This window comes from Pseudomonas sp. Sample_16 (assembly GCF_004307665.1).
Taxonomy (GTDB): Bacteria; Pseudomonadota; Gammaproteobacteria; order Pseudomonadales; family Pseudomonadaceae; genus Aquipseudomonas.
The window spans coordinates 1-16,372 of the sequence record NZ_RCOB01000179.1 but is presented as its reverse complement, the minus strand read 5'-3'; the positions used below and the strand labels follow the sequence as shown (position 1 = coordinate 16,372).

At 61.8% G+C, this 16,372-nt stretch carries 16 protein-coding genes; 10 read left to right on the top strand and 6 right to left on the bottom strand.

Annotation, left to right across the window (positions count from 1 at the left end; translation table 11 throughout):
• Positions 1-17: 17 nt before the first annotated feature.
• The 4 genes from mauD to D8U69_RS23655 form a co-directional block, all read right to left on the bottom strand.
• Complete coding sequence (gene mauD, locus D8U69_RS23675; RefSeq protein ID WP_130908244.1) at positions 18-644, bottom strand: methylamine dehydrogenase accessory protein MauD; 627 nt, start codon at positions 642-644, stop codon at positions 18-20.
• 5 nt (positions 645-649) lie between these two features.
• On the bottom strand, positions 650-1,189 hold the full coding sequence (locus D8U69_RS23670; protein WP_130908243.1) for a MauE/DoxX family redox-associated membrane protein: 540 nt from the start codon (positions 1,187-1,189) through the stop codon (positions 650-652).
• A gap of 13 nt (positions 1,190-1,202) precedes the next feature.
• Positions 1,203-2,354 carry an amine dehydrogenase large subunit gene (locus tag D8U69_RS23665; RefSeq protein WP_130903699.1) on the bottom strand — a complete coding sequence of 384 codons (1,152 nt, stop codon included), beginning with the start codon at positions 2,352-2,354 and terminating at the stop codon, positions 1,203-1,205.
• Between the two features lie 498 nt (positions 2,355-2,852).
• Complete coding sequence (locus D8U69_RS23655) at positions 2,853-4,328, bottom strand: ATP-binding protein (RefSeq protein WP_130908241.1); 1,476 nt, start codon at positions 4,326-4,328, stop codon at positions 2,853-2,855.
• Between the two features lie 322 nt (positions 4,329-4,650).
• Here D8U69_RS23655 and D8U69_RS23650 point away from each other — a divergent pair, with 322 nt between their 5' ends.
• From D8U69_RS23650 to feaR, 9 genes are all read left to right on the top strand, one after another.
• Positions 4,651-5,814, top strand: a complete 1,164-nt coding sequence (locus D8U69_RS23650) for an acyl-CoA dehydrogenase family protein (RefSeq protein WP_130903697.1) — start codon at positions 4,651-4,653, stop codon at positions 5,812-5,814.
• A gap of 30 nt (positions 5,815-5,844) precedes the next feature.
• Entirely contained in the window at positions 5,845-6,216 is a 372-nt protein-coding gene (locus D8U69_RS23645; protein WP_046040355.1) for a hypothetical protein, read from the top strand.
• Between the two features lie 3 nt (positions 6,217-6,219).
• Positions 6,220-6,690 (top strand): nuclear transport factor 2 family protein, encoded by a 471-nt coding sequence (locus tag D8U69_RS23640; protein WP_130903696.1) that lies wholly within the window; start codon positions 6,220-6,222, stop codon positions 6,688-6,690.
• Entirely contained in the window at positions 6,687-7,811 is a 1,125-nt protein-coding gene (locus tag D8U69_RS23635; RefSeq protein ID WP_130903695.1) for an amidase, read from the top strand. Before D8U69_RS23640 ends, D8U69_RS23635 begins: the two co-directional genes overlap by 4 nt.
• Before the next feature lie 23 nt (positions 7,812-7,834).
• Positions 7,835-9,118 (top strand): aromatic ring-hydroxylating dioxygenase subunit alpha, encoded by a 1,284-nt coding sequence (locus tag D8U69_RS23630; protein ID WP_056853759.1) that lies wholly within the window; start codon positions 7,835-7,837, stop codon positions 9,116-9,118.
• The gene (locus D8U69_RS23625; RefSeq protein ID WP_056853758.1) at positions 9,115-9,615 is read left to right on the top strand and encodes an aromatic-ring-hydroxylating dioxygenase subunit beta; all 501 of its coding nucleotides are present in this window, start codon (positions 9,115-9,117) and stop codon (positions 9,613-9,615) included. Before D8U69_RS23630 ends, D8U69_RS23625 begins: the two co-directional genes overlap by 4 nt.
• Positions 9,616-9,625: 10 nt before the next feature.
• Complete coding sequence (locus D8U69_RS23620; protein ID WP_130908240.1) at positions 9,626-10,366, top strand: SDR family NAD(P)-dependent oxidoreductase; 741 nt, start codon at positions 9,626-9,628, stop codon at positions 10,364-10,366.
• A 187-nt stretch (positions 10,367-10,553) separates the two neighbouring features.
• Positions 10,554-11,504: a PDR/VanB family oxidoreductase gene (locus tag D8U69_RS23615; protein ID WP_130908239.1), complete on the top strand. Its 951-nt coding sequence runs from the start codon at positions 10,554-10,556 to the stop codon at positions 11,502-11,504.
• Between the two features lie 152 nt (positions 11,505-11,656).
• Entirely contained in the window at positions 11,657-12,577 is a 921-nt protein-coding gene (gene feaR, locus D8U69_RS23610) for a transcriptional regulator FeaR (protein WP_130908238.1), read from the top strand.
• A gap of 137 nt (positions 12,578-12,714) precedes the next feature.
• Here the strand turns inward: feaR and D8U69_RS23605 are convergent, their stop codons facing one another.
• The gene (locus D8U69_RS23605; protein ID WP_130903690.1) at positions 12,715-13,344 is read right to left on the bottom strand and encodes a response regulator; all 630 of its coding nucleotides are present in this window, start codon (positions 13,342-13,344) and stop codon (positions 12,715-12,717) included.
• A gap of 257 nt (positions 13,345-13,601) precedes the next feature.
• Here D8U69_RS23605 and hpaC point away from each other — a divergent pair, with 257 nt between their 5' ends.
• The gene (hpaC, locus tag D8U69_RS23600; RefSeq protein ID WP_056853754.1) at positions 13,602-14,111 is read left to right on the top strand and encodes a 4-hydroxyphenylacetate 3-monooxygenase, reductase component; all 510 of its coding nucleotides are present in this window, start codon (positions 13,602-13,604) and stop codon (positions 14,109-14,111) included.
• Between the two features lie 92 nt (positions 14,112-14,203).
• Here hpaC and D8U69_RS23595 read toward each other — a convergent pair whose 3' ends face one another.
• Positions 14,204-16,330 carry a methyl-accepting chemotaxis protein gene (locus tag D8U69_RS23595; protein WP_130908237.1) on the bottom strand — a complete coding sequence of 709 codons (2,127 nt, stop codon included), beginning with the start codon at positions 16,328-16,330 and terminating at the stop codon, positions 14,204-14,206.
• Positions 16,331-16,372 lie beyond the last annotated feature (42 nt).

The window sequence follows — 16,372 nt, the reverse complement described above, 5'->3', positions numbered from 1 at the left end:
AGGTCTCCCTGCCTTAATCAGTGGCTATGGCCGTGGCTGTGGTCATGCGCGTGGTCGTGGGGCTGAGCATTGAGGTACTGCTGCAGCGTCGCGTGTTTCAAGTGTTCAACCTCGAACAGGCTGTCCAGGTGCTCGCGGGAATTGACCAGGCCCTTGGCGCGCAGGGTGCCGGACTGGTCGATCAGCGCGGCGTATGGCAGCTTGCCGATCTGATAGGTCATGCCCACTTCCGGACCGACCACGTAGGTGGCGTCTTCCAGTTTGTGCTCGCGGATCAGTGCTTGCTGGGCGTCCATGTCGCCGTCGCTGACGAACACCACGTCGAGGGTGCCGGCCTGTTCTTTGGCGATGGATTTGATCGCCGGCAGCAAGGATTTGCAGATCGGGCAGGTCGGCGAGAGGAAGAACAGCAGTTGTGATTTTTCCCCGGCGTAGCCGAAGTTCACCGGGCGTCCCTTACGGTCAGCGGCGGTGATTTGCGGTGCGGCTTCGTTGACGGCCACGCCTTTGTCGACCATCAGCGCGCCGGCCGGGGCGAGACGACCATGCAGCACACCGATCTGACGGACCAGGCCCATGACGACAAACGCCACGGCCACCAGCAACACCCAGAGCAGAACGTTGGAAACTATCAAGCCTTCCATTTTGATTACCTACCAATCAATTTGAGCAGAAGAGGGGAGTTCGCCAGCAGGCCATCGGCCGCGGCGTAGATGAGCAGCGCGACAGCGGCGGCGGCCACGGTCACGAAGCCATCGAACACAGTCATGTCGCGCACCACCGGCGCCACGCTGGCCAACAGCGCCAGCGCCACCAGCACGCTGTTACGCAGCAGCAGGACCGGACGCAACGGTTGCGCCTGGTCTGGCCCGGCACAACCGCAGTCGATGTCGCGGCGGCCGCGCCACAGGTTGATGCCGATAGCGGCGGCGTACAGCGCCAGCAGGCTGGCCGCACTGAACGCCGCCCAGCCCCGGCTGAACGAGACCAGCAGCGCGAAAGCGATGGCCAGTTCCAGCAGCGGAATCAACCGTGCGCTCGGGCGTACCAGCGCCGCTGGCAGCAATTGATAGTCCGCCAGCTGCTTGGCGAAGCGCGCCGGTGCCCGCAGCTTGTGGGTCGCTGCACTGGCCAGCAGCGCCGAAATGGCGAGTGCGCTGGCAATGATGAAGATCGGATCTGATTGCATGGCCGAACCTCGTTCAGTAGCTCATGACCTGAGTCGCGGTCTTCGCGACTTTTGCCATGCTGCCGGTGTGCTTGTTGGTTTTGAGATCGAAAATCTGCAAGCCACCTTCAACGTCGGTGCCCAGCAACAGCGGCTTGTCGTCACCGGTGGCTTGCATGCTCCACACCGGTGCCGGGGCTTCCAGGGTGGCGATTTTCTTCAGGGTCTTGAGGTCATAGGCCCAGATGAAAGTGCTCGGGTCTTCCCACTTCATCGGTTCGTGGGCGTCGTGCATCAGCACGTACAAGCGGTTCAGTTTCGGCGCGACGGCCATCAGCTGCCAGCCACCCGGTGCCCAGCCGGCTTTCTTTTCCTCGTCGGTGGTCAGCGACCAGCTCGGCAGGATTTTCGGCGTGTCACCGGAGAAGTCCACGGCGCGCACGGTGCCAGTCGTGGTGGTGAAGTAGTAGGTGTCACCGACGTTGACCGCACGCTCTACCAGTTTCTCGGCATTCGGATCGAAGAATGGCGTGCGGTTGCGCGCTGTTTCCTGGCCCTGGTCGTTGATCGTCACCACTTGCAGGCTGCCGTCGCCGCACAGTGAGGCGAAGCGGCGCTTGCCGACCGGGTAGTTGAGCACGCAACCAGGGATTGCAATTTCGGTCGCGACGGCCTTGGTCTGGGTGTCGACCACCGTCACCGAGGTCGACGGGGTGAAGTTGTAGACGTAGACAAAACGGTCATCGCCGCTGGTCTTCAGGCCGTAGCGCTGGGTCAGCGACTCGGCGCGCTTGTTCGGAATCAGCACTTCCCAGGCCGGCGACAGGGTCGAGCTGTCCCAAGCGGTCAACACGTCGGTGCGGGTGCCACGGGTGCCACGGGAGTACCAGATGTCGGCGCTGTAGATCAGCTTGCCGTCATGGCTCAGGGTCGAAGGCGCGGCGAATCCGGTTGGCACCATGCCCAGCACGCGTTTCTGATCCGGGTCGACCACGGTGACACGGCCGGCGACAAAGCTTTCGAACTCGACATCGACGACAAACGCGCGGTGCGGTTCAGCGGGGAACGCCAAGGTGGTCTGGCCGATGCCGGTGTCGGCGGGCAGGTCCGCACGGGCACTGTTCAAACCGAGTACAAGCAGGCTCAGGCCTAGCGCTGACTGTACGGAGATCCTGTTTGTTCGCATAAGGGGAACTTCCTGAATTGTTGGTAACGCGGATCGCGGGTGAGTGGGCAGATTCTGACAACTCAATAGTGCCTCGCCCGCCAACCCCGGGAATTGCCCTGCCTGCCAAGTGTTTGTGTATCTGTGCCAGTGTCACAGTGGCGAGGGCGCTTGCTCCCGCTGGGCTGTGAAGCAGCCGCCAAACTGGTGCAGGCGATGGAAGGTTTTACGATTGCTGCGCACTCGAACGGGAGCGAGCTCCCTCGCCACAGGATTTATGATCGTTCCCATGCTCTGCGTGGGAACGATCAACAAACCCCGGGAATTGCCCTGCCTGCCGAGTGTTTGTGTATCTGTGCCAGTGTCACTGTGGCGAGGGAGCTTGCTCCCGCTGGGCTGCGGAGCAGCCCCCGAAAGGGTGCAGACGATGGAAGGTTTTACGATTGCTGCGCAATCGAACGGGAGCGAGCGCCCTCGCCACAGGATTTATGATCGTTCCCAGGCGGAGCGTGGGAACGATCATGTGGCGAGGGGGAGGGTGAAGGTAAACACGGCGCCGCAGGGTTCCAGGTTCTGCGCCCAGATATCGCCACGATGACGACCGATGATGTTCTTGCACAGCGCCAGGCCGATGCCGTTGCCGCTGACCTTGGACGAGAAAAAGCCATCGAACAGCTTCTCCTGCGCCTGGGCCTGGATGCCGCGTCCACAGTCCTCGATACGCACCAGCGCCACGCCGTTGTCGCTACTGGCATGGATGCGCAACAACCGCCGTTCGATGGGTAGATCGGCCATTTCTTCAATGGCGTTGAAGGCCAGGTTGAGGATCACCTGGCCGATCAGCACTTTTTCGCAGCTCACCCGCAGCGGCTCGGGGGAGGTCACGACGTCGACCCGGACCAGACTCGGATCGGCGCGCAAACTGATGAAGTAGCGGGTTTCACGCAGCAGCTCATTGAGGTCGACCAGCTCTTCGGACTGCTCAAGCTTGACCACGTAATCGCGCACGCTCTTGATGATCACCGAGGCGTGCTCGATCTGCCGCACGGCATTCTGCAAACCCCAGGCAACGCCCTCGTCGGTGTCGCCCGTATTGCCCAGGCGAATCACTGTGCCTTCAATGAAATTGCGGGTCGCCGCCAGCGGTTGGCTCAATTCGTGGGCGATGGCCACGGCCATTTCACCCATGGCGTTGTAACGCGCCAGGTATTCGAGTTTCTGTTCGCTGACCCGCCGCGCCTCTTCGGCTTGCACCTGCTCGGTGACATCGCGGAACAGCAGCAGATGGCCGACCAGGTCGTCCTCGATCTCGATGTAGCGGCAGGTTGCGTCATGCCAGCGCCACTCGCCGTCACGCCGCTGAACTTTGTAATGCACGCTGAACGGCGCGTGTTCCGGCGTTTCGTTGGCGAGTTGTTGCAACAGTCGCTGACGTGAAGCGTCGTCGCACCAGGCCAGAAAGTTCTTGCTCATCAGTTGGCGCACTTCGCTGGCGAGCAAGTGTGCGCCGGAGTCGCTGATGAAACGGATATCGCCCTGCGGGCCGAGCACCGCCACACCTTCGGCCAAGTCCTGCATGAACGCCTTGAGTCGACTTTCAAAGCGCTTGAGGTCGCGTTTGACCTTGTCTTCTTTGGAGATATCGCGGAACTGAACCATCAATACATCGCGGCCATCCAGGTGCACCAGCGTCGCGACGGCCTCGGACAGAATCTCCACCCCTTGCTTGGAGCGATAGCACCACTCGATGGCGCGTTGACCGGTGCGCGCAGCGCCTTCGAGCCAACGCAAACCCACCGAACGTCGGTATTTCGGCGCGTCGCGGGTCATGTCCGGGGCTTTGAGGGGCGTCAGCTCCTCCAGGGTAAAGCCCAGCGCCGCCAGGGCAGCGGCGTTGGCCCAGAGGATTTCCTTGGTGTGCGCATCGTGAAGAATGATGCACAGCGGCATGGCTTCGATCAGCGCATGGAAGTCGTTCGGTTTTGGCAAATACATCGCAAGGCCCTTGGCGGCAGAGGGTTCCGACGGTGGAGCCGGAAGTATGGCGTTTTATACCCGCTCGCGCATGGGGATGCGCTCAGAGGTAAGGGGTGTCGGCCTAGGGGTTTTCTTTAGTCCGGGGGCTGCACGCACCAATAGTTGCGCCGCAGTGCGGTTTTTACACTGGACCGCAATGCAAGGGGCTCCACGCCGACCTCTGTAGGAGCAAGGCTTGCCCGCGATAGCGTTCTCAAGTGTGCCATCGCGGGCAAGCCTTGCTCCTACAGAAAGCGGTGCGGTGCAGCCCTACTAACAATAATCAAAACGGAGAATGCCCATGCTGCGTTCAGCGGTTGCGCAACAAGACGCATCAATCGGCGTTGACGAGAATGTCGTCGACAGCCAGGCCTTTGCGCGGGTGCTGGATGAAGTGCGCCAGCGTCGCGAAGAATTCGATGCGGTCTCTCATGTGCCACGGGACATGATCGAGCGTTTCAAGCAAGTGGGCATCTACCGTGCCGCCACGCCGAAATGCTTCGGCGGCGACGCCCTGGCACCGGCCCTGTTCCTGCAAATGATCGAGCGTATCTCCGAAGCCGACGGCTCCGCTGGCTGGGTGGCCAGTTTTGGCAGCGCCGGCGTGTACCTGGCGGCGTTGCCGAAGCAAACCCTGGCTGAACTCTACGCCGACAGCCCTGACCTGGTGTTCGCCGGCGGCCTGTTTCCATTGCAACCGGCCGAAGCAGTAGAGGGTGGTTACCAGGTCAATGGCACCTGGAAGTTCGCCAGCGGCTGCAAAGGCGCGGACCTGCTCGGTGTCGGCATCGGCGCGGCGGGCGGCAAGCCACGCACCGCGGTGTTTCGCCCGGAACAAGTAGAGATCGTTGAAAACTGGGACGTGGTCGGCCTCAAAGGCACCGGCAGCCATGACCTGCGTGTGAGCGACAAGCGCGTCGACGAGCGCTGGACCTTCATCCGTGGCGGTGCGGCGACCATCGACGAACCGTTGTTCCGCTACCCGTCGATTGCCTATGCCGCGCAAGTACTGGCGGTGGTCAACCTTGGCCTGGCCCGCGCTGCTCTCGATGAGATCAGCCGCATGGCGGGTGGCAGTGGTATCACCGGCGCACCGAAACTGTCAGACCGCGCATATGTGCGCATCGAGATTGCCAAGGCCGAGGCCAAGCTCAGCGCTGCACGCGGCTTCTTCTACAACGCCACCGAACAGGTATGGAACTCGATTCTCGCTGGCAACCCGGTCACGCCGGAGCAGACCAGCCTGTTGCGATTGTCCGCGATTCACGTGTCCCAGGCCGGTGCCGAAGTGGTGCAAAGCGCCTACAGCCTGGCCGGGACCACCGCCATTTACCTGCGCCACCCGTTGCAACGCTACCTGCGCGATTCGATGGTGGTGACCCAGCACGCCTTCCTCAGCGAAGGGCTGTACGACGGCGCCGGCTCGGTGTTCCTCGGCGTGCCGCCGTTCCCGGGCTACGTCTGAATTTCATTACTTTTTCAAAGGATCAAGAGCATGTCCCAAGCTACCCAGGAACCGCTGCGCGTCGTCTTCTGCATCGGCATCACCCAGAACTTTTTCGACTTGCCCACCGGCGAAGGCCTGAGCGTGTGGAAAGGCTTCAGCCAGATGATGGGCGATCTCGGTGCGATGCCCGGCATCACCGTACTCGGCGCCATGGATGACGACCGCTTGATGGTCGGCCCGTCCACCACATCGCCGTGGACCGTGTACATCATGGCCGACGTCGACTGCCATCAATCGGTAATCGACGCCTGCAACCTGTTCCGCACCACGCCAGTCGGCCAGTACAGCCTGTGGCGCTACGCCAAGATCGAAGCGCGCATCGGTCGCCCGTTGACCATTCCCGATGCAGCCAAGGTGTAAGCCATGAACGAGGCCGTGCTGCAGCGTCTGGCGACGCTCGAAGGGGAAAGCGCAGTGCGCCGCCTGATGGCGCGCTACATGGACCTGTGCGATGTGCCGCGGGCGCCGACCTCTGTCAGCGAGCTGGCCCGGTTGTTCACGGTCGATGCGATCTGGGAAGGCGTTGGCAGTGTGACCGCGCAGACCTTTGGCCAGCATCGGGGACGTGAAGCGGTGGCCGCATTTGTCGGTGGTTACCTGCCGCCTTCGGATCATTTCCGGCTGAACCTGCACTACCTCACCAGCGAATCGATCGTGGTCGACGGTGAGGGGGCGCAAGGGCAATGGATCATGCAGCAGATTTCCACCTACGCCGATGGCCGCAACGAATTGTTCGGCACCCGACTGAACATCGATTTCAGTTGTGTCGATGGTGTCTGGCTGATCGCGCATTTCCGCACGCAACGGCTGTTCAACAAGGAGCTGAATGCATGAGTACTTTCATCAGCGAATTCCTCCTCGGCGGCAGCGGCAAACGCGTGGCCATCAAGGACTCCATCGACATCGCCGGCCACCCGACCCGCTCGGGCAGCCGCGCGTTTGCCGATGCACCGGCGGCTAGCAAAAACGCCGAAGTGGTTGACGCGATCCTCAGCGCCGGCTGGCAGATCGTCGGCAAGACCAACCTGCATGAACTGGCGTTTGGCGTCACCGGGATCAACGACTGGACCGGCACACCGATCAACCCGCAAGCAGCGGATCGCGTGCCGGGCGGCTCGTCCAGCGGTTCGGCATCTGCCGTCGCCGCTGGCCTGGCAGACATCGCCATCGGCACCGACACCGGGGGTTCGGTGCGGGTCCCGGCGGCGTGCTGCGGGGTGGCCGGATTGAAGCCGACTTACGGCCGGGTCAGCCGTGTCGGCGCCCATCCGCTGGAATCCAGCCTCGATTGTGTCGGGCCGTTTGCCAGAACCATGGACGACTTGATCGCAGCGATGCAGGTGATCTGCCCGGGCTTTGCCATTCAAGGCTTGCCGGGTGATGGCGCCAAGGTCGGCTTCCTTGAAGTGGCTTGCGACGCGCACCTGCAAGCGACCCTCGGTGCCGCCGCCGACCGCGCTGGCTGGCACCGTAGCAACGTGCATTTAAGCGAGTTTGAAGCGGCGTTCGCCGCCGGCCTGACGGTGATCAATGTCGAGAACTGGGCGGCTTTCGGTCACCTGACCGGCAAGGGTCTGATCGGCGCCGATGTCGAAACCCGTCTGTTGGCCGCGAGCCGCACCACCCGCGAAGAACTGGCCCAGGCCGAAGCCGTGCGCACGCGTTTCACGCAACAGGTGGATGCGGCGCTGGAAGACTTTGCCGTGTTACTGCTGCCGACACTGCCGACCCTGCCGCCAACCCTCAGCGAAGCCCGCGCCGGCAGTAAAGCCGTGGCCGGCATGACCCCGCTGGTCCGCCCCTTCAATCTCAGCGGCCATCCGGCGCTGACAGTGCCGGTGGAACTCGATGGCGGCGGGCTGAAAGTCGGCCTGCAGATTATCGGCCGTAAAGGCCAGGACGAGCTGGTCTGCGCCTTTGGTGCGCAGCTCCAAGCCTCTACCCATCAATCATAAAAAGAAGCCATGAGGAGAACCGCATGAGCACTCATGAATATCAGCTGATCGCGACGTCGAAAAGCCCCGAAGAGCTGGTCCAGCACGACCGTGTCGACGTCTCGCTGTACAACGATCCGGCGCTGTTCGAAGCCGAACTGGAAAAGATTTTCTACCGCACCTGGGTGTGGGTCGCCCACGAAAGCGAAGTGCGCAACAGCGGCGACTTCAAGACCGCCACCATCGGCCGTCGCCCGGTGATCGTGGTGCGCGACAAGAAGAACAACATCAATGTCCTGGAAAACCGTTGCCGGCACCGTGGCGCCACGGTGTGCGAGAAGCACAAGGGCAACGCCACCGGTTTCACTTGCCCCTACCACAGTTGGTCCTATGGCCTGGACGGCAAGCTGCGAGCGCTACCGTATCCGGATGGCTACGAAGGTATCCTGGAAAAATCCGAATTGCCGCTGACCAGCCTGCGCGTCGAAAGCTACGCCGGCATGGTGTTCGCCAGCTACAACGACGAGATCGAACCGCTGGAAGACTTCCTCGGCGGCGCCAAACACTGGATGGACCTGTTCATGAAGCAGGGCGCCGGTTATCCGATCAAGACCCAGGGCGAACACAAGTTCAGTTTCAAGGGCAACTGGAAGATCCAGCTGGAAAACACCACCGACGGCTATCACTTCCCGATCGTGCACAAGTCGTTCATGTCGTCGGTGGATGAAGAAACCTCGGAAATGCTTTCGTTCATGACCGACGAACAAGCCGTGACTCACTCGCTGGGCAACGGCCACAGCGTCATGGTGATGGTGCCGGAGCACGTCGATCTCGATCACGACGACGGCACCGAACAGTTGCAGGAACGCTTCGCCCACGTCACCGAAGAGCTGTCGAAAACCCTGCCGGCCGATCAGGTGCGGCGCATCGTGCGCTCGCTGCACGGCGCCGGCTTCAACCTGAACCTGTTCCCCAACGTGGCGATGTCGATGTCGTTCTTCCGGGTGCTGCGCCCGGTGTCGGTCACTGAAACCGAGATCCGCCACGTGGCCCTGGGCATGGACGGCGGCCCGGAAATCGCCAACCGCGAACGCATGCGCATTCACGAACACTTCCAGGGCCCGTTCGGTTTCGGCAGCCCTGACGACGCCGAAGCCTGGGACCGCGTGCAGCGCGGTTCGTACGCGGGTGTCGACGCGCCGATCCTGGTCAACCGCGGCCTGAACCGCGAAATCACTGCCGAAAACGGCGACAAGGTCAGCCACGCCACCGACGAGGGCGGCATGCGCGGTGCCTACGACATGTGGAAAAGGATGATGAGCCAATGAGCAATCACGACACCCTGAACGGTTTTTCCGGCCCGTTGGCCCAGGCCATCGAATTCATCTGGCGCGAAGCCGAACTGCTCGACCACAAGCACTACGCCGAATGGGCGACCTTGTGGAGCGAAAGCGGCAAGTACATCGTGCCGATCGATCCGGACACCGAAGACTTTGAAGCGACCCTCAACTACGCCTACGACGATGCGCGCATGCGTGACCTGCGTATCGAACGCCTGACCGCCGGCTACTCGCCGTCGGCGGTGGACGCGGCGAAAACCATTCGCACGGTGTCGCGTTTCCGCCTGGTGGAAGCGGCCGGTGACATCGTCGAAGTGAATTCAGCGCAGTTGCTGTATGCCTACAAGCGCGGCGTGCACACGCCGTTCGTGGCCGACCTGAACCACCGCATTCGTTTCACCGATGGCGTGCCGAGCCTGGAGCGCAAAGTGGTGCGCCTGATCAACTCCACCGACAGCCTGAGCGCGCTCGGCTTCCTTTTGTGAGGGCACCATCATGAGTCGAGTAGCCCTCGTAACGGGTGCCTCGCGCGGACTGGGCGAGTGCATCGCCCGTCGTCTGCATGCGGCGGGTTATCGCGTCGGACTGGCTGATTTGCAAATGGACGGCGTGCAACGCTTGGCTTTGGAACTCGATAGCAGTGGTGCCAGTGCCGTGGCTATCGAACTGGATGTGCGCAACAAGGCAGATTTTCAGCGTGCCCGCGACGCGCTCGCCGAGCGCTGGGGTGGCACCGACATTCTGGTGAACAACGCCGGGGTGTCGAAAGTCGCGGCACTGATGGACATCACGCCTGAAGAATTCGACGAGTCGATGGCGATCAACCTGCGTGGCACCTTCGTGGCCTGTCAGGTGTTCGGTGCGCACTTCGCCGAACGTGGCTTCGGGCGCATCGTCAACATCGCGTCCCTGGCCGGGCAGAACGGCGGCACCGCCACCGGCGCCCACTATGCGGCGGCCAAGGGCGGCGTGGCGACGCTGACCAAGGTCTTCGCCCGGGAGCTGGCGCCCCAGGGTGTGACGGTCAACAGCATTTCGCCGGGGCCGCTGGACTTGCCGGTGGTCCGCGAAACCGTGGCTCCAGAGCGTCTGGAACAGATCCTCAAGATCATCCCGGCCGGCACCCTCGGTGATCCGACGTTCATCGCCGACAGTGTGTTGCTGTTGATCGCCGACAACGCCACCTCCGTGACGGGCGCATGCCTGGACGTCAATGGCGGACTGTTCATGCGCTGATTGTTGCCATGACTCGATCCATTGTGACGAGCGAGCTTGCTCGCGCTGGGCTGCGAAGCGGCCCCAAGCATTTTGCGACTGCTGCGCAGTCGAGCGCGAGCAAGCTCGCTCGCCATAGGTCAGTTTCTGGCTACAGATCCGTGCACGACCCAAGACATAACCAAACAACGTAAATTCAGGTGATGCAATGATGAAGGTGAAGATCGAAAGGATCGTCGACGAAGCGCTGGATATCCGTTCCTTTCGCCTCGTGCGCAGTGACGGCCAGCCGCTCGACACCTATGAGCCGGGTGCCCATGTCGATTTGACCGGGCCGACCGGTGTGACCCGCCAGTATTCGCTGTGCAGTCCGCCACAGGACCGTCGTGCCTATCTGGTGGCGGTAAAAAAAGAAGCGCAATCGCGCGGTGGCTCGCTGGCCTTGCACGAGCAAGTGGAAGAGGGCATGGAGCTGGAAATGGGCGCGCCGCGCAACCTGTTCCGCCTCGATGAAAGTGCCAGCGAACATCTGTTGTTCGCCGCCGGTATCGGCGTGACGCCGCTGCTGAGCATGGCCTATAAACTCGCGGAAAGCGGTCAGCCGTATCGCTTGCATTACTTCGCGCGTTCGGCGCAGTACGCCGCGTTTACCGAACTGTTGGCCACGCAATTCGCCGATCACGTGGAATTTCACTACGGCATCGAGCCTGCGGACCTGGACGCTGCCTTGAGTGCGTGCCTGGATCGCGCCAGTCCGGCAGCCCACGTCTACACCTGCGGTCCGGCGCCGTTCATGAACAAAGTGGTGGAAGTCGCCGCGCGCAGCCGCGCCGACGATGCCATTCACCTGGAACACTTCGCTGCGGACCCGGCAGCCAACAGCGCCCCGACCGGCACGTTCGAAGTGGAACTGGCCAGCTCCGGCGTGGTGCTGCAAGTACCGGCCGACACCAGCCTGGTCGACGTGCTGCAAGCCCACGGTTGCGACATCGACACCGAGTGCCGTGAAGGCATTTGCGGCACCTGCATCGTCGAGGTGCTGGACGGCGTGCCGGAGCACCGCGACAACTGCCTGTCGAACAAGGAAAAGGCCTCCAACAAGCAGATTTGCGCTTGTGTTTCCCGAGCGCTCTCCGCTCGTCTGGTATTGGACATCTAAGCGCTTTCTTCACTGGAAAGCGTGCGCCGGAGCCTGTTGAATGGCGCCTGGCGGCCATCGAGGGAGACGATGGTGCAAGACGCAACAGGTTTACCGAACCGCTCGACGAAGCGGTCGGCAATAACAACAAAAACACGTGAGGCTTTGCGGACATGACTACAGCATCGACGGTGCGCAACGAGGCGTTCGAAAGTTGGTTGAGCCAGGTGAACCAGGCCTGTGGGCGTTTCGATGCCCGTGCGCTGGACACCGACTTCTACGGCGAACTGGCGGAATTTCGCAGCGGTGCAATCAACCTCAGTGTGGTCGACATGGCGCACGTGCATTTGTACCGCACCAGCAAGGATGTCAGCACCAGCAGCGACGGCCACTATTACGCAGTGTTCCAGATGCGCGGCAGTTCACGGCTGGAACAGGGCGACAACCGCGCCCAACTGGGCTGTGGCGACATCGCCCTGATCGACGCCAGTCGCCCGAGTGACATGATCTACAACGATGATTGCCGACAGCTGTCATTGATTCTGCCGCGCCAGGTGTTCGAGCGTGGGTCGCATTTCAACGCAGTCAACTGCGCCACCCGCATCGCCGCCAGCAGCCCTCTGGCGTCGATGGCCAACAAACTCGTTCTGGAAACCCGGCAGCAGGAAGGCCTGGACATGCAGGAAAGCGAAGCCGTGCTCGATGCGCTGGCCAGCCTGTTGCTGCCGGGCATCAGCGTCCAGGACAGCGGCGGCGACGCCCATGAGCGGCAATTTCGCAAGATCATCGCCTTCATCGACCAGCACATCCGCGACGAAGAACTCTGCCCCGAACTGATCGCCCGTGAGGTCGGCGTTTCGGTGCGAGGCCTGTACCGGATGTTCTCCAAGCGCGGTCTGGTGGTGGCGCAATACATCAAGCACCGTCGCCTGGACTTCTGCGCGGAGAACCTGCGCCGCGCCGACGTCGAGCTGAAGCTCTCGGCGTTGTGTTATGCGTGGGGGTTCTCGGATTCGAGCTACTTCTCGTCAGCCTTCAAATCGCGCTTTGGCGTATCGCCGGGGGCTTATCGCAAGCGGTATAGCCAGCATTGACACCGCGTTATCGTTCATCGCCAGCAGGCTGGCTCCCACAGGTTGATCTCGGTTGTACCCAGAATTTGTGTTCACTGCAGATCCCCTGTGGGAGCCAGCCTGCTGGCGATGGCGGCCTCGTGACCGCCACAAATCCCTCAATGCCGCACCGGCTCTTCAACCGGCAGATGCAGCACTTCGCGCACCAGCATGGCGATGCTGGTCACGCCCATCTTTTCCTTGATCTTGGTGCGATGCACGTCGACGGTTTTCACGCTGATGTTCAGCTCCCGGGCGATGACCTTGCTGGCCTTGCCATCGATCACCAGCATCAGCACTTCCCGTTCACGGCTGGTCAATAACGCCAGTTTGCCTTGCAGGTTCTGCCGCTGTTGCTGATCGGCCTGGGCGTGCACCGCAGTCTTGAGCGCGGCCTGGATGCGGTCGATCATCTGCTGCGGGTTGTAGGGCTTCTCGACGAAGTCCAGGGCACCGTTCTTCATCGCCGTGACCGACATCGGAATGTCGCCATGGGCCGAAACGAAGATGGTCGGCAGGGTGCTGCCGCGCTGGTTGAGGATCTCCTGCAGCTGGAAACCACTGGTCTCCGGCATGCGCACGTCCAGCACCAGGCAGGCGGGCTGCCGGGGGTCGTACTGGCTGAGGAACTCTTCGGCGCCGGCAAAGCACTGGGCCTGCACGCTGACGGACTCCAGCAGCCACGCCAGTGAAGTACGCAGGTCCTTGTCGTCGTCAACGATGTAAACAATCGGTTTGCGGGTTTCCATCAGGGCTGCCACGAAAGTTTCTAATTATTGTTTTCGCACGCGAACGCGCGGCACGCATCGGCTCATCTTTTTGGAGCCTGTCAGCAGGATACCCACTGTCGCCGGCCCTTGCGATAAAGAAACCACCTAGTCGACTAGCGGAAACCCAACCTCACCATGGGGATCGTCAGAATGGTTGCCTCGCGGCTACCGCCTTAGTCTTGTTCCATCACCTACGGGCCGCAAATGGCGGTCCTCCTGAAGGAAGGGGCATCGACATGGCCGACCTGAGCCAGCAGCAAATCGACTTTCGCAACGCCATGGCGCAGCTGCCTGCTGCGGTGAACATCATCACCACCAACGGCCCCGGCGGACGCTGCGGCATCACTGCCAGTGCCGTATGTTCGGTGACCGATTCACCACCGACCGTGCTGGTTTGCGTCAACCGCAACAGCGCTACCCACGACGTGTTCCGCACCAACGGCCATCTGTGCGTCAACGTGCTGTGCGGCGAGCAGGAAGAGCTGGCCCGCCATTTCGCCGGCATGACCAAGGTGCCGATGGAAGAACGCTTTGCCTGGGACCTTTGGGACGACGGCGCCGCCGATGTGCCGGTACTGCGCGATGCCCTGGTGCAGCTGCAAGGGCGCATCAGCGAGTGCAAGGAAGTGGGCTCGCATTCGGTGATGTTCGTGGAGCTGACGAAGGTCGGCGTGCGTGAACCGCGCGATAGCCTGGTGTATTTCAACCGCTTGTTTCATCGCGTTGAGCATGCCAGCGCGGCGTGAACAAGACCGCGTTAACGTTCATTGCGGGCAAGTCGCTCCTTCATCCTGGAGCAGGCTTGCCCGCGATGGCGATCTAACGGACACCTTCAATGTCAGATCCTGAAACTTCCCACCAATTGATTGAGTCGCCCAGCCTGCTGCTCCAGTTCGGTACAGGCACGCAACGTCGCCTGCAGGTTCTCCACCCCTTGCTGATTCAATGTGTTGATCCGTGTGATATCGACATTCAGCGCTTCGACCACCGCCGTCTGTTCTTCGGTGGCGGCGGCGACGGACTGGTTGACGTTGTCGATCTCGCCGATCCGTTGGGTCACGCTGCCCAGACGCGTGCCGGCGAGGTTGGCGATGGTGACGCTTTCTTCGCTGTGTTGCTGGCTTTCGGTCATGGTGGTGACCGAGTCGCGGGCGCCCACTTGCAGTTCTTCAATCATTTGCTGGATCTCCAGCGCCGAGGCCTGGGTGCGTCCGGCGAGGCTGCGCACTTCATCGGCGACCACCGCAAAACCACGGCCCGCTTCACCAGCCCGTGCCGCTTCGATCGCGGCGTTGAGTGCCAGCAGGTTGGTCTGCTGGGAAATGCCCTTGATCACTTCAAGGATCTGCCCGATGTTCACGGTCTTGTCGTTGAGCACCTCGATGTTGGCGCACGAGGCCCTGATCTTGCCCGACAATTCATTCATCACCTCGATCGTGCGTTGCACCACCTGGCGCCCATCCTCTGCTTGTTGCCGTGCGGCGCAAGATTGATGCGAGGCATCGGAGGCGTTGTGCGCGATCTCTTGTGCAGCGGCGCCCAATTGATTGATCGCCGCGGCCACACTGCTGGTGCGGCTGGATTGGTCATCGAAATTGCTCAGCGATGAATGGGAAGCTTCCAGCACTCGCCGCGCCCCTTGATTGACACCCAGGGCTGCGGCCGACACCTCACGCATCGACTGATGAATACGCTCCACGAAGCGGTTGAACGCCGCTGCCAACTGGCCGATTTCATCCCGCGATTGCACTTGCAGACGTCGCGTCAGGTCACCTTCGCCGAGGGAAATGTCTTCCATGACCCGTGTCAACAATTGCAACGGCCGGGTGATGCGCTGGGCGGTGTACCAGATCAGCAGCAGGCCGAGCAGTGCAGAACCGCCGCCGAGCAGCAGTTCCAGCGCAGTGCTTTGCACACCCTGGGCTGCGAGTTGCTTTTGCAGGGTAGTCACGGGAGCCAGCAATACGTCTTGCGGCACGCCCACCAAAACACCCCATGGCGCGGCGCCGGCAATGGGTGGCAACGGTTCGAGCACCTTGATCTGTTGCGCGTCGACAAACACGTTTGGCTGGCCCTGACGCAAGGCGTCCATTACCTCGGCATTGTCCATCGGATGGCCGAGGCGGCTGACATCCTGGCTGTTGGCGGAGATCACGCCGCGGGGGCTGACGATGCTGATCTGACCATGGCCGTCGAACAGTGCCTGGGCGCTGGCTTCACTGTTGTTTTGCAGCGCGGCGAGGTTGATGTCGAGGCCGACCACGGCGATCACTTTGCCGTTTTCCAGCAGCGGGAAAGCGACGCTGGTCACCAGTTTGCGACTGCCGGAGGCTTCGTCGAAGTACGGTTCCAGTACGCATGCCTGACGCGTGTCACGGGCGCAGGTGTAGAAGGCGTTGTAGGGCGCGCCGCTCGGCCCCGGCTCGGTGTTGGCCAGCAGGCCTTCGTCGCCGATCACTGCCTGCAGTTCGCCGGGTTTGCTTTGCACCCAGTACAGGGAAAAGCGTCCGGTTTCGTTGCTGCCCAAGGCTGCCTGGTTGGCGAAGCCGGCGTCGGCGCCGTCCAGCGCGTCGGCTTCAAAAATGACGTAAAGCCCGAGCAGGTCGGGCTTGTCGATCAGGGCCTGATGAAGCTGAGTGCTCAGCTCCTGGCGTAGTTGTCTGGCGTTCAGTTGCCCCTGATGCTGGAGTTGCCTGAGGTACAGCAAATACCGCGACAACCCCTGGCCAAATTCGTGGGTTTGCATGAAGGTGCGTTGCACTTGCATGGCCTGGACTTTGCCCAGCGCCTGCATGTGCTCCTTGGCCTCGTCGGCGAGCATTTCACCGCTGGCCTCGGCCACTTGCTGGCTGCTTTTGTGTGTCTGGTAGAGCGATAACCCCATCAGCAAACCCACCACCAACAACAGGCAGAGGCCAGCGAGCAGGGCGATCTTGCTCTGGATCGTGAGAAATCTTTTGTGCATGGGAAATACCTTTTTCCGTGAAGCGAACCCGATCCCCTGTAG

Bases quoted from the DNA above. Each gene is read 5' to 3' on its own strand.
- feaR (WP_130908238.1), top strand. From the start codon at position 11,657: ATGACTACAGCATCGACGGTGCGCAACGAGGCGTTCGAAAGTTGGTTG.
- D8U69_RS23615 (WP_130908239.1), top strand. From the start codon at position 10,554: ATGATGAAGGTGAAGATCGAAAGGATCGTCGACGAAGCGCTGGATATC.
- D8U69_RS23625 (WP_056853758.1), top strand. From the start codon at position 9,115: ATGAGCAATCACGACACCCTGAACGGTTTTTCCGGCCCGTTGGCCCAG.
- D8U69_RS23650 (WP_130903697.1), top strand. From the start codon at position 4,651: ATGCTGCGTTCAGCGGTTGCGCAACAAGACGCATCAATCGGCGTTGAC.
- D8U69_RS23655 (WP_130908241.1), bottom strand. From the start codon at position 4,328: ATGTATTTGCCAAAACCGAACGACTTCCATGCGCTGATCGAAGCCATG.
- D8U69_RS23630 (WP_056853759.1), top strand. From the start codon at position 7,835: ATGAGCACTCATGAATATCAGCTGATCGCGACGTCGAAAAGCCCCGAA.
- D8U69_RS23605 (WP_130903690.1), bottom strand. From the start codon at position 13,344: ATGGAAACCCGCAAACCGATTGTTTACATCGTTGACGACGACAAGGAC.
- D8U69_RS23670 (WP_130908243.1), bottom strand. From the start codon at position 1,189: ATGCAATCAGATCCGATCTTCATCATTGCCAGCGCACTCGCCATTTCG.
- D8U69_RS23640 (WP_130903696.1), top strand. From the start codon at position 6,220: ATGAACGAGGCCGTGCTGCAGCGTCTGGCGACGCTCGAAGGGGAAAGC.
- D8U69_RS23645 (WP_046040355.1), top strand. From the start codon at position 5,845: ATGTCCCAAGCTACCCAGGAACCGCTGCGCGTCGTCTTCTGCATCGGC.
- D8U69_RS23620 (WP_130908240.1), top strand. From the start codon at position 9,626: ATGAGTCGAGTAGCCCTCGTAACGGGTGCCTCGCGCGGACTGGGCGAG.
- hpaC (WP_056853754.1), top strand. From the start codon at position 13,602: ATGGCCGACCTGAGCCAGCAGCAAATCGACTTTCGCAACGCCATGGCG.
- mauD (WP_130908244.1), bottom strand. From the start codon at position 644: ATGGAAGGCTTGATAGTTTCCAACGTTCTGCTCTGGGTGTTGCTGGTG.
- D8U69_RS23665 (WP_130903699.1), bottom strand. From the start codon at position 2,354: ATGCGAACAAACAGGATCTCCGTACAGTCAGCGCTAGGCCTGAGCCTG.
- D8U69_RS23595 (WP_130908237.1), bottom strand. From the start codon at position 16,330: ATGCACAAAAGATTTCTCACGATCCAGAGCAAGATCGCCCTGCTCGCT.
- D8U69_RS23635 (WP_130903695.1), top strand. From the start codon at position 6,687: ATGAGTACTTTCATCAGCGAATTCCTCCTCGGCGGCAGCGGCAAACGC.